The following is a 12,544-nucleotide window of genomic DNA, read 5'->3' as shown; positions in this document are numbered from 1 at the left end:
CCTATCTTCCACGCTCTCTCCCCCTGTCTCCGTGTTATATCCAGATCACCTTTCTCCCAACCTCATGCGTAACACTTTCCATACTGCTTCTTACTTCAAAAGTTACAGCCAGAACAGTCCTTGAAGCACGCTCAGCACGGTCAACAAAGCCGCCTCCAGCAGCTCATTCATGGCACCATACGTATCCCCGGTTAAACCGCCGAGCCGTTCACTGATCCGGGCAGCCACGAATCGGCCGATATAATAACACGCCACAGGCAGTATAATAACTGCCGTCACCGGGTATAGCCACCATGGCAGTGTTCCCAGTCCACTCACCATCGCATCCGCAATCCCCATATCCGGCTTGAAAAGCCACACCGAGGCAAACGTAAGTGCCCCTGCGACCAAGGTCAGGCCCACAGCTGAACTTCGTGCACGCTGGACCTCCTTCCGCTCCCCGAGACCTTTAAACAATACAGCAAGTCCATCATCTTCGCGCGCATTCGGCCAGGCCGACATCGCATACACCATGAACCAGCGGCTCCAGATCATGGGCAGGATCAGCAACGCACCGTACACCCAGTGGCCCCGGGCAATAAAATCAGCGATCAGCGCAGCCTTCATCATCAGAAGCAACACGCAGGCGATCACGCCCATTGCCCCGACACGGCTGTCCTTCATAATCTCCAGCATCCGTTCACGGGTACGATAACTGAGCAAGCCATCCGCCGTATCCATCCATCCGTCAAGATGGAGCCCTCCGGTAAGCCATACCCATAACGTCAAGGTCAGGACGGCAGCCGGAAAGGCCGGAAGCACTGCACCGCTTAAGGCTCCCGCGAGCCAGACACACAGACCGATTGCAGCACCGACCAGCGGATAAAAGATAACACTTTCCCGCAGCAACGGCGGGACAAAATCGATTTGCATTTTGACAGGGAAACGGGACAAAAATTGAAAAGCGGCTGCCGCCGCATGTTTACGCTGAGGAGCAGGCGTGCCATCCTTCATAAGCGGTACTCCTTGCTTTTTAGTTCAATCGCAATGCCTACGGTCACCAGAAACACTTCACCGCATATCGCCGCAATACGCTGATTCAGTACACCGGCCAAATCCCGATATTTCCTGCCAAGGGCATATTCCGGTACGATCCCATCTCCCACTTCATTTGTAACCAGAACAAGCAAACCGGGATAGGTTCGAATCGCTTCAACCAACGCGTCCAAATGTCCCTGTAACACCTGCTTCTCGTCATGCTCATGCGCTAACAAAACATTTGTCAGCCATAGCGTCAGGCAATCCACCAGAATGGTGGGTGCAGAAGTCCCTGTATGCCCTTCACCCATGCGGCTTATCAAAGCAGGTAGATGTATCGGCTCTTCTGTTGTATGCCACAGATACCCCGATGCCTCGCGCTGATGCTGATGCATGGCGATGCGCTCACGCATTTCATCATCGTACGCCTGAGCTGTCGCCACATACCAGGCCTCCGAGGAACGTTGCATGCAGAGACGCTCGGCAAAGGAACTTTTGCCACTGCGTGCGCCGCCTGTCACCAGTACACTCATCGTGAACTCTCTCCTTGCAGGGATGAATCAACCGACGTAGCGGAATCTGGAGCAGGGCTTGTTCCATCCGAGACACCCGCGCTTGCAAAGGTTGCCATCTCATTCAGAATGAGACAGGCTGCGTCAATCAGATGAAGACTAAGCACGCCGCCCGTGCCTTCACCCAGACGCATGTCCAGATCCAGCATCGCTTTCAGGTCCAGTTCACGCAGCAGCGCTTCATGTCCATTTTCGTGTGAGGTATGAGAAGCGATCATATAAGCTGTACTCAGAGGTGCAAGTTGTCTCGCCACCAGCGCTGCGGCGGTAGAGATGAACCCGTCTACAACGACCGGACAATGATGAGCAGCTGCTGCGAGGATAACCCCTGTGAGTCCGGCAATCTCCAGTCCACCCACCTTGCACAGAACATCCAGTGCATCTTCCGGGTTTGGTGCGTTTACGCTAAGCGCCCGGCTGACTACAGCAGCCTTGCGCTGCAAGCCTGCATCGTCAATGCCGGTTCCTCGCCCCACGGCGGCAGCTGGTGCAACTCCGGTTAACGCGCTCATTACCGCAGCACTTGCAGTAGTGTTGCCAATTCCCATCTCCCCGGTGACAAACAGCTGTGTTCCCTTCGCCACCTCTGCCGATACAACTTCGGCTCCTGCAAGGATAGCCCGAACTGCCTCATCCCGGGTCATCGCTGCCCCTCGGGCCATGTTGGCCGTGCCTTTGCGAATTTTGCGGGAAAGCAGGTCCGGATGTTCAAGATCGGCATTCACACCAATATCCACACAGATCACACCAGCTCCGGCGTGACGGGCAAGCACATTCACTGCCGCACCTCCAGCGAGGAAATTCAGGACCATCTGCGGGGTCACTTCGGCAGGAAAAGCACTGATGCCCTCTTCCACTACACCGTGATCCGCGGCCATGACAATGACCGCCCTGTGATCAAAACGCGGACGTGCATTGCCAGTCATGCCTGCTAGGCGGATCACCAGCTCTTCCAATTTGCCCAGACTCCCCGGCGGCTTCGTCAACGAATCCACGTGCGCAGAGGTTTCTGCCGCCACTTCCTGATCAGGAGCAGTAATCTTACTTATTAAATGCTCCAACACCTGTTCATTATTCATACAACCAGCACTTCCTTCATCAAAATATGGGTTGCCCCGTTTCATTTAATCGATGTCCCGCCGCAACAGCAGTTGAGGTATGGCATGGTCGGGATGAGAGACAATCGCGGGTTTGACGCGAAATATATCCTGGATATTCTCATCGTTGATCAACGTATGAGGCGTACCCTTTCCAACCGCCATGCCCTCACGTAGCGCCAGAATGTGATCGCAAAATAACGCGGCCAGATTCAGATCATGCAGCACAGCCACAATCGTAATGTTATTTCTCTGTCGCCATGCCGATAACAATTCCATGAACTGCAATTGATATTTAATATCCAAAAACGTGGTCGGCTCGTCCAGTAGCAGTAACCTCGGCTCCTGAGCCATAACTTTGGCTAGTGCGACCCGCTGCCGTTGCCCGCCGCTGAGTGCATCCAGCGGTCTGTCCGCCAGCTCTGTCAATCCAAGGTCTTCAAGCACCCTGTCCACTACAAGTGCCCCATCGCCCACTTCCCGCCCCAGCCAGTTCTGGTATGGATATCGCCCCATCTCCACCACGTCTCGTACAGGATAGGAGATGGCTGGCAAGCCATCCTGTTGCAATACGGCGATCATGCGCGACAGGTCCTTACGGCTGTAAGAGCCGATGTCTCGACCATCGATACGGATCTGACCTTTGCTTAACTGTTCCGTTCCGGCAATAAGCTGGATCAGGGTGGACTTGCCACTACCGTTTGGTCCGACAACTCCCCACCAGTCACCTTCGCCAACATGCCAGTCTACATTGTGCAGTGCCTGATGATTGCCATATGACTTCCCTGCTCCCTTAATGGAGATAAGTGAAGTCGAGTTGGAACTGGTACTGGAATTCATGGCATCATCCCCTTCTGCAACTTTTTGTTCCGGTTCAGCAGGTAAGCAAAGAACGGCGCACCAACAAAGGCGGTGACAACACCGAGCGGAATTTCAGTTGGTGCCAGCAACGACCTTGCGATGGTATCGGCCCACACCATGAAGATCGCTCCACCAATGGCAGACAAAGGTACCAGCAGTCGGTAATCCGGTCCCACCAGCAGCCGCAACATATGCGGGATCACCAATCCAACGAATCCGATGACACCCGATACCGAGACAGCCCCAGCGGTCAGCAGTGTGCCAACTGCCAGCACGGACAGCTTGAGTCTGTCCACTCCGATCCCGATATGTGCGGCTTGACGTTCTCCCAGTGCAAGCACATTCAACGAGCGTGCGCGGCTCCAGAGAAAGACCAGCCCTAACAGAAAATACGGGAAAAGGATGGCCGTATACGACCACCCACGCAGAGCCAGACTTCCCATCGTCCAGTATATAATTTCATTAATCGTCTGTTTCGACATGGTCGACAGGAAGGAAACAACTGCGCCCAGGAAACTTTGCATGACCACACCAGCCAGAATGAGGCTATGTGTAGGTATTTTACGCCCTTCACGAGCCAGTGCCATAACAAACCATAACGTGATTACACCCGTCAAAAACGCCACCAGTGGCAACGTCCAGATTCCGATCAGTGCATACTGCAATCCGAAGAAAATCAGAAAGGCTGCACCCACCGAAGCACCGGATGATACGCCCAGGGTGAACGGGTCTGCCAGCGGGTTCCGAAGAACCCCCTGGAATCCCGTACCGGCAATCGCCAACGATGCGCCCACGAGCACGGCAAGCAGTACACGTGGGAATCTGACTTTCCAGATAATCTGTTCGGCTGCCTTATTCCAATCCGGTGTAATCCAATCGCCTACCCATGGAATTTTGTGAATCAGGATGCCTGCAATATCCCGGATCGGCAACGCTACTGAACCAATGCCCGTGCAGATGAGCACGGTGAGCACCAGCAGCACCATGCCCGTCGTTCCGAACAGGATCAGCTTTTTACTCATTGGAACAAGTCAGGGTAGATCGCTTTGGCTACTTCTTTCAACCCTTGAGTTACACGTGGACCCGGACGGCTCAGCAGGTTGGCATCCAGGCCAATAACCGCGTCATTTTTCACAGCCGTAATTTGATCCCAGCCGCTGCGCGCCTTGATGATCTGATCCAGTGTTTTAGAGTTTTCGTCAATGACATCGTTGGCATACAGGATCACATCCGGGTTGGTGGCAATCACGTTCTCTTCATTAATTTCGTACCAGCCCTCTTTGTCCGAAGCAATATTGCTACCACCGGCTACAGTGATGAGTTCATCCATAAATTCGCCTTTACCCACAGTCCAGCCTGGGGAGAATTCAACATATACTTTTTTCTTCTCTTCCGGTTTAACTGCCTTCACCGCTTCGGTTACATCCGTCACGTCCTGTTTCATCTGGGTGATTAACTTCTGTGCCTGCTCCTGATGATCGGTAATTTTACCGAACGTTTCGATATTACTCATGACATCGTCGATGGATTTGGGATCCGTTTTGAATATGGTAATACCCAAATCACGCAGCTTTTTCACCGCATCCTCGCTCATTGAAATCCCTGTGAACACGATGTCCGCATCTGCTGCAATAACCGTTTCTTCATTTGGCTTGTTAATGCCACCCATTTTCGCTTTGGTTTTTGCTGCTTCCGGGTAATCGTCATAATCGGATACACCAATAATCTCATTGTCCAGTCCGAGGGCAAACAGGGATTCCGTCTCAGCCGGAGACACGGATACGATTTTGGCCGGTGCCTTTTCAAAGGTGAACGATTCACCCGTTGCATCCGTAACGGTAAGTGGATATTGTGTTTTGAGGTCCGTCTGCGTCTGGCCTTGGGACTGCTCCTGTGCCGGTTGCTGTGAAGTACCTGTGCCCTCGTTTGTTGTTGCATTGCCACATCCGGCCAAAGCCAGTGCGAGTGCCGCTGCACTTAGCAGGGACGCTACGTTTTTCCAATTCTTGAAATTCATTCTGTTATTCTCCCCTTCTCTATTTGTACTATTTTCTTGCATCGTGCTCGAACTCTTATTCCCCATGTCTTGGTGTTCCTGTGTAAGGTTTGAACTGCAACATTTACACGCTAACGGAGAGTGCAGAACCAATCTGAAGAAACGAAGTGTTCGCCTTTATCACCGGATTTTCCATTTCAAAAAGGGAATCAAAAAATCTGGGGATAACAGCGATCGGAAGATGGTACTGCAATCGGAGTGACCTCGTGTAAAATTGGTCTCGGTTCATCTTACATGAACAATAAAAAAATCCCCAATCCTTGGACAAGGATCAGGGATGACGTCTCGCATATGGCGATCTGTACATGTTCAACCAAGGGTTGTCCATGCGCATAGAATAGCCCGAAACGCTGTCCTTTCCTCGAAGGAACACCGGTTTGTACGTCCAGGGCAGGTAACCTGACTTACAGGAATCATCCTGTTTTACAGTGGCGGGACCGTGCCGGATTTGCACCGGCTTCCCCATTTCACCCTTGTGTGTTTCATGACTCGTACTAAATTTGCCATGAAAACAGCCTTCACACGCGGGACCCTTGGTCGCTGATATGGTAAACCATTGTCGTGTAATTTCTGCATGCTACATACTCGTTCAGGCTTCACACCTGCAGCGTATCTGTATCCATGCTGAAGTCACACTTCTGTTGTGATTATAGGGTATATTGTACATCCTTACAACCCGATCGGCGGAAAAGTCACTCTGCTGCCAAACCATTGATTCCCCTGTTGTTCAAGCTGAACCTGAATCGCCTGTCCCGGGACAACATGTGTATCCCAGAACCCAAGCCCGGCAATCAGACGGGACAAGGCATACCGGATGACACCACCATGCGTAACCACAACTATGGTTGGCACTTGGCCCTCATCAACGTGCATCGAAGAACGCCCCTCCAACAACATCTCTCGAAGAAAGGAATCTAACCGTCCGGTAAACTCCTGCCACGACTCCCCTCCGGGCGGAGTGACCTCCTGCGGCGCATCAATCCAGTTTCGGTATTCAGGGTTATCCTTGAGTTGCTCATACGTCAGCCCTTCCCACTGTCCAAAATCATTCTCGCGCAGACGCGAGTCGAACTTCACCTGTCCGATGGCATCGGGAAGAATCTGTTCCAACGTCTGCCGGCAGCGAAGTAGATCACTGCAATACACCTCGTGCCACGAAACACCGCTCAATTGTTCATGAAACGGAGCCAGTTCTTCTTTGGCATTTGGCAGCAGACCGATGTCGGTATGCCCCAGGTATCTTTTTTCCACATTCCACAACGTTGTCCCATGACGGACCCACAGAATGCTTCGTTTCAGCGGCCCGGGTTGATCCCTATGTACTTCATTGCCTGCATTCTCTTCATTTACGGCCATAACAACGTCCCTCCTGCCAGCCACACACCCAGCGTTATGAACACGCATAGTACCACAAAAGCCCCTGCACACCAGAACATCAGACGTGATGTTTGCACAATATCCTCGGCCTCCATCGGCCGTGTGGATTCACCCATGTAGGCACGAAATGAAGCAACTCCGTGATACACGTTATGTCCGCCAAGCCGGATGCCCAGTGCTCCAGCCACCGCTGATTCGGGAAAACCGCTATTCGGACTTGGATGTAATCTTGCATCCCGTGCAACCATGCGTGCTGCTCCTTTGGCGTCCAGCTTCATGACCCAGGCACCCACGATTAACAGAATCGCGGTCAGCCGGGCAGGTATCCAGTTCGCCACATCATCCAGACGGGCCGAGGCCCAGCCAAGATGCAGATACTTGTCATTTTTATATCCGACCATGGAATCCAACGTGTTGACGGCGCGATAAGCCATGGCTAGTGGAGCTCCTCCAATGAGCGCATAGAATAAAGGCGATACAATGGCATCCACGATATTTTCGGCAACTGTCTCTACCGTTCCCCGCACAACCTCGGGTTCATCCAGATGCGCCGTATCACGTCCAACAATCATGCCCAGTGAACGTCTGGCCGCCGGCCAATCCTGCTGCTTCAGATGACGATATACTTCCATGCCTGCATCCTTCAGTCCTTTTGAAGCAATGGTCGTTGCTATGAGCACCACTTCAGCTACTGTTGCAATGACAGGGTCGATTAGCCCAAGCAGATATACGAGTCCCCATGTGATGGCAAAAGAACCCCCCGCAATCACCATCGGGAACAACAGCCCGGCTCTCTTCAGTCCCGAATCTGTGATCACACGCGAGCGAATAACACGCTCCAACGCCGAGATGCCTTTTCCCATGCCAATCACGGGGTGGGGAATCCAGCGCGGATCTCCGATACATCGGTCCAACAGGTACGCTAGTATAATAATCCAGGCTCCCGCCATGCCTGTCCAGAACGGCCAGGTCCATAGATGCTCCAGCTCAAAAGTCATTTGTTCCTGACCCTCTCTTTCCATAACAGTCCGGCCCGAAGGCTCTCTGTCACCGTGTCGTATACCAATCTGCCAATCGCCGCCCCTGCCGTAGTCGCTGTCCCGGCATAAGTGATCATCGGCTGAGGTTCCTCCACTGCCTGACCTACCGCAATCACAATGGCGTCGGTTGTGGTGCCGGTAGCGGGCAACCCGTTCTCCGAATCCAGAACACCCGCATCCGCCAGCGCGGCCGCTTTGGCTTCCACCGCCGTCTGTACTGCATTCACCATCGCCCCGGTGGTCATGCGTCCATTCAACCAGAGCATGATGTTAATTGTACCCGGGACATAGGATGGCATCGTCAGATTCCGTGCTGAAGGAGCAGAGCGCTTCCTGCCGGAAGACATCGTCTTATTTCCCGCCGCATCAAATACCGTTCTCTCCGACCCCGCTCGTGCGGCATTTGATACACCCGCAGTGGTGCAGCACAGAAGGCCAAATTCATCACTTGTATATTCCTGAATGGAGGTATGCTCCAGCCTTACGGCCGTCAATAATCCGGCACATTGATCGCGTGGCTCATGCCATTCATTCAGCGCTTGTTCGATATCACGCGGCGGATCATCACAGCGGTAATGTCTGTCCACATAGATGTTAAATATGCGATCCAGTTCAAGCATCCCGCCGCCATATACCGCACTCGACAGCGCTTGGGCAGACCTTGGGCTCTGAGCTTTGATATGTCGTTCATGTGCGGATATGTTCAGTCCCGGCCAGGAAGAGGAAGCATATTCATTCTCTTCTGTTTCTCCATTCGTAAAGTAGTTATAAAACGGGAGTGTCATTGCCGCTTCCCTCCCTGTTCCTCATCTTTCGTCTGATCGACATTCGGATATCCCTTGGTTTCCAGCACGCTGCCCAGCACTTCCAGTAATGTAGCATTGGCATCTGCATCCTTGACCGCGAAACGTACATGCCCTTTGTCAAGCCCCGGATACATGGCACAGCTGCGAATCAGAATGCCTCTTCGGCCCAGCGCCTCCTGCATTGATGTTGCTGTCCATGGGGCCGGCATACGTGCCAAAATAAAATTCGCCTCTCCCGGTGTCACCGCACATCCGTACGCCTTCAGCTCTTCGATGAGATGACCCCGTTCCCGCGTGATCTGTGATATGGTCTCCTGTTCGTACCGTTCTCCGCTGCGCAGACAGGCTTCACCTGCCATGAGCGCCAGACCGTTGACACTCCAGGTCACCTGTTTCTTCGTCATCGCCTGAATGTATTCGGCACGGCCCAAAGCATATCCGAGACGCAAACCCGGAATGGCATAAAACTTCGTCATCGAGCGAATGATGATCACATTCGGATAGTCATTCAGTTGTGCTGCCAGGGACTGACGCCGGTCTACCGGAATAAAATCCATAAAGGCCTCGTCAATGACAAGTACGGTTCCCGTTTCTTCCGCTTTGCGTGCAAGCCTTTGTAATACCTCAAGTGGATATTGTACACCGTTTGGATTGTTGGGCTGGCCGAGGAAGAGCAGGTCTACCTTTTCCATGAGCTCCTCGATGTCCTCGGGTTCCGCTCGCCACGCCAGTTCTTCTCTTCCCTCCGTATGCACAACCTCGGCACCGAATTGTCGTGCCAACGCACGGTACTCCGAGAATCCCGGTTCCACCGTACCAACCTTGCGCGGGGCAAGTCCGAGCAGAATGAGCGCCATACTTTCGGCTGCACCGTTGCCCACAGAGATCTGCTCCTGCATCACACCAAGGCGCTCGCTCAGCAGTGCTTTGAATCCCCGATGCCCCGGATCGGGATAGCGAATCACCGACTGCATTCCTTGCTGTATAGCCTCCAGCACTCCTCTGGGCGGACCCAGCGGATTAATGTTGGCACTGAAATCCAGAAAATCAGCGGCTTCCCTCCCAAATCGTGACGCAGCCGTCTCCACGTCCCCGCCATGTCCGAACACTTCGATATAACCGGTCATTCTTCCGTCATCCTTTCTGTATGTCCTTTTTATTATGGATGGCACGGGAGGTGTGGGTCAATCCTGTTTTCTTTGTGTCCCAACCATAATTCGTTTACAATAGAAGAGGAATTTCGGTTCCTTTTGATATACAAGGTTCACTACATAAGGGACTAGCAATCCCTCACATACATTAATGGAGGAATGACCATGCTGTTTGTAGACAACCAGGGCATTACAGATCCTTCTGTAAACCTTGCGATTGAGGAGTACATTCTGAAACATCTGCCGATGGAGGATGACAGCTATCTGCTGTTCTACATCAACCGTCCGTCGATCATCATCGGAAAACATCAAAATACGATTGAAGAAATTAATATCGAGTACGTTCAGGATAACGGTGTGCAGGTGGTTCGTCGTCTTTCGGGAGGCGGAGCGGTATATCACGATCTGGGCAACCTGAATTTCAGTTTTATTACAGCGGATGACGGTCAATCCTTCCATAACTTCCGCAAGTTTACCCAGCCAGTGGTTGAAGCTTTGCACGAGCTTGGTGTAAATGCCGAGTTGACCGGACGTAATGATCTGCAAGTGGGCGAAAAGAAAATTTCGGGCAATGCCCAGTTCTCTACACGTGGGCGTATGTTCAGTCATGGCACATTGATGTTTGATCTGAATCTGGAGCATGTTCAGGCTTCCCTGAACGTCAATCCCGAAAAATTCAAATCTAAGAGCACCAAATCCGTGCGCAGCCGGGTCGCCAACATACGGGATCTGATTGACACCAACCTGACGATTGAGCAGTTCCGCGATGAGCTGTTACGTCACATTTTCAGAATGGAGCCACAAGACGTCCCGCAATACAAGCTGACTGACAAGGACTGGGACAAAATCAAGGAAATCTCCGCTGAGCGTTATAACAACTGGGACTGGAACTATGGCTTGTCTCCGGAAAGCAATGTGAAGCACACTCGCAAATTCCCTGTTGGCATCATCGATCTGCGCATGAACATCAAGGATGGACGCATCGAAGATATCAAAATCTTTGGGGACTTCTTCGGTGTAGGCGATGTGGCAGATATCGAAAATATGCTGCGCGGCAAGCGTTATGAGGAATCCGAGGTGCGTACAGCTCTGGAAGGTCTGGATGTAAAACATTACTTCGGCAACCTTGAGCTGGAAGACTTTATCGGCCTTGTTTTCCTGGAAGAGTAAAATTTAGATGTAAGTATAGTTTTAGAACGAAGTCTAAGATTACACGTTAACGGAGAAGACAGAATTCATCGGGAGAAGCGAAGCGTTCGCTTAAAGCTTTTTGGAAAAAAGCTACATCGGAAGCATACGCTTATCAACGGATTTCCCCTTGGGGAGATGGAATCAAAAATCCGGGGATAACAGCGATCGAAAGATGAATCTGTATTCGGAGTGGCCTCGTGTAAAACTTATTTTTTCGTTCGTTAATATAGATACAGATAAAAAAGGAGAGAAATACAGATGACCTACAAATTGATTGCAATCGATATTGATGACACACTGATCAACGACAACAAAGAAGTAACCCCTGCTACACAGACAGCACTGGAACAAGCAGTTGCCCATGGTGTAACTGTAACGCTGGCGACTGGACGTGCTTATGCTTCCGCACAAGCGCTGGCTCGTCAAACCGGACTTAACGTTCCGATTATTACGTATCAAGGCGCATTGGTGAAAAACCTGCTGGACGAAAAAGTCCTCTATGAGCGTTACGTTCCACAGGAAGCTTCCCGCAAATTGTATGATTACTGCCTGGAGAACAATCTCCACCTTCAAACATACATTGACGACAAGTTATATGCCCGTGAGGAAAACGACAAGCTGCGTGATTATGCCAAATTAAACGGCACCCAATATTACATCGAATCTGATTTCATCAAAGTCATCGAACAAAAAACACCAAAGCTACTTATTATCGATGAGCCAGACTACTTGGATAAGGTTGCCGTTGACTTACGTGAATTGCTCGGACCTCAAGTGCACATCACAAAGTCCAAACCTTACTTCCTGGAAATCATGCACAATGAAGGAACTAAAGGTCACGCCCTGACCTTCCTGGCTGACCATTTCGGTCACCAGCTCAGCGAGTGTATTGCTATCGGCGACTCCTGGAACGACCATGAGATGCTCGAAGTTGCCGGTCTTGGTGTAGCGATGGGAAATGCCATCCCTGCGCTGAAAGAGCTGGCGGACTACATTACGGCAAGTAATAACGAAGACGGTGTAAAAGAAGTTATCGAGAAGTTTGTGTTGAACGCAGAGTAAATGAGATCAACGAACAGCCCAGTCGGCGAATTTCGCCGTACAGGGCTGTTTTTTTGATTTTAAAAATATGTTCATTATCCTATTTAGCGATTATATTTGGTATATTTTTCTGTTATTTTTTATGTTTTGAGAGCAACAATGCGGTAATCAAGGATAATTGTAGTGAAATCGTAATCGCCATAGATAAGATGACACGATTTGTATCTGGGACATCGGCAAAAAATAAAACAATAAAAAATACAATAAATGAGATTACAATGCTAGCTATGAAATTTAAAATTATTCGTTTCATGTTTTGCCTACTTTCACGCACC

Annotated in this window: 12 protein-coding genes and 1 riboswitch; of the genes, 2 read left to right on the top strand and 10 right to left on the bottom strand. The window is 51.2% G+C overall.

Features of this window, described 5'->3' with window-relative positions; all coding sequences use genetic code 11:
- Nucleotides 1-102: 102 nt before the first annotated feature.
- The 10 genes from cobS to cobD form a co-directional block, all read right to left on the bottom strand.
- A complete protein-coding gene (cobS, locus tag AC1DE7_RS00765) occupies nt 103-993 on the bottom strand; it encodes an adenosylcobinamide-GDP ribazoletransferase (RefSeq protein WP_047842053.1) in 891 nt (296 codons plus the stop codon).
- The gene (gene cobU / locus AC1DE7_RS00760; RefSeq protein WP_036610730.1) at nt 990-1,550 is read right to left on the bottom strand and encodes a bifunctional adenosylcobinamide kinase/adenosylcobinamide-phosphate guanylyltransferase; all 561 of its coding nucleotides are present in this window, start codon (nt 1,548-1,550) and stop codon (nt 990-992) included. The genes cobS and cobU overlap by 4 nt, the downstream gene beginning before the upstream one ends.
- On the bottom strand, nt 1,547-2,668 hold the full coding sequence (gene cobT / locus AC1DE7_RS00755; protein WP_477533543.1) for a nicotinate-nucleotide--dimethylbenzimidazole phosphoribosyltransferase: 1,122 nt from the start codon (nt 2,666-2,668) through the stop codon (nt 1,547-1,549). The genes cobU and cobT overlap by 4 nt, the downstream gene beginning before the upstream one ends.
- Nucleotides 2,669-2,713: 45 nt before the next feature.
- Nucleotides 2,714-3,526: an ABC transporter ATP-binding protein gene (locus AC1DE7_RS00750; protein ID WP_477533542.1), complete on the bottom strand. Its 813-nt coding sequence runs from the start codon at nt 3,524-3,526 to the stop codon at nt 2,714-2,716.
- On the bottom strand, nt 3,523-4,569 hold the full coding sequence (locus AC1DE7_RS00745; RefSeq protein ID WP_036610733.1) for a FecCD family ABC transporter permease: 1,047 nt from the start codon (nt 4,567-4,569) through the stop codon (nt 3,523-3,525). The genes AC1DE7_RS00750 and AC1DE7_RS00745 overlap by 4 nt, the downstream gene beginning before the upstream one ends.
- The gene (locus AC1DE7_RS00740) at nt 4,566-5,564 is read right to left on the bottom strand and encodes an ABC transporter substrate-binding protein (protein ID WP_477533541.1); all 999 of its coding nucleotides are present in this window, start codon (nt 5,562-5,564) and stop codon (nt 4,566-4,568) included. Before AC1DE7_RS00740 ends, AC1DE7_RS00745 begins: the two co-directional genes overlap by 4 nt.
- Before the next feature lie 411 nt (nt 5,565-5,975).
- Nucleotides 5,976-6,093: riboswitch (cobalamin riboswitch) on the bottom strand.
- Nucleotides 6,094-6,272: 179 nt separating this feature from the next.
- Nucleotides 6,273-6,959 carry a histidine phosphatase family protein gene (locus AC1DE7_RS00735; protein ID WP_477533540.1) on the bottom strand — a complete coding sequence of 229 codons (687 nt, stop codon included), beginning with the start codon at nt 6,957-6,959 and terminating at the stop codon, nt 6,273-6,275.
- On the bottom strand, nt 6,950-7,930 hold the full coding sequence (gene cbiB / locus AC1DE7_RS00730; protein ID WP_315370970.1) for an adenosylcobinamide-phosphate synthase CbiB: 981 nt from the start codon (nt 7,928-7,930) through the stop codon (nt 6,950-6,952). Before cbiB ends, AC1DE7_RS00735 begins: the two co-directional genes overlap by 10 nt.
- A gap of 44 nt (nt 7,931-7,974) precedes the next feature.
- Nucleotides 7,975-8,805, bottom strand: coding sequence for an adenosylcobinamide amidohydrolase (locus tag AC1DE7_RS00725; protein ID WP_477533539.1), 831 nt, complete (start codon nt 8,803-8,805; stop codon nt 7,975-7,977).
- On the bottom strand, nt 8,802-9,953 hold the full coding sequence (gene cobD, locus AC1DE7_RS00720; protein ID WP_477533538.1) for a threonine-phosphate decarboxylase CobD: 1,152 nt from the start codon (nt 9,951-9,953) through the stop codon (nt 8,802-8,804). The genes AC1DE7_RS00725 and cobD overlap by 4 nt, the downstream gene beginning before the upstream one ends.
- A 189-nt stretch (nt 9,954-10,142) precedes the next feature.
- Here cobD and AC1DE7_RS00715 point away from each other — a divergent pair, with 189 nt between their 5' ends.
- The gene (locus AC1DE7_RS00715) at nt 10,143-11,147 is read left to right on the top strand and encodes a lipoate--protein ligase (protein ID WP_237176486.1); all 1,005 of its coding nucleotides are present in this window, start codon (nt 10,143-10,145) and stop codon (nt 11,145-11,147) included.
- A gap of 279 nt (nt 11,148-11,426) precedes the next feature.
- Nucleotides 11,427-12,230 carry a Cof-type HAD-IIB family hydrolase gene (locus AC1DE7_RS00710; RefSeq protein WP_062833159.1) on the top strand — a complete coding sequence of 268 codons (804 nt, stop codon included), beginning with the start codon at nt 11,427-11,429 and terminating at the stop codon, nt 12,228-12,230.
- The last annotated feature ends 314 nt before the right edge of the window (nt 12,231-12,544 follow it).

The sequence above is a fragment of the Paenibacillus sp. 10L310 genome, assembly GCF_056395745.1.
This window is presented reverse-complemented; position numbering and strand designations above follow the sequence as displayed.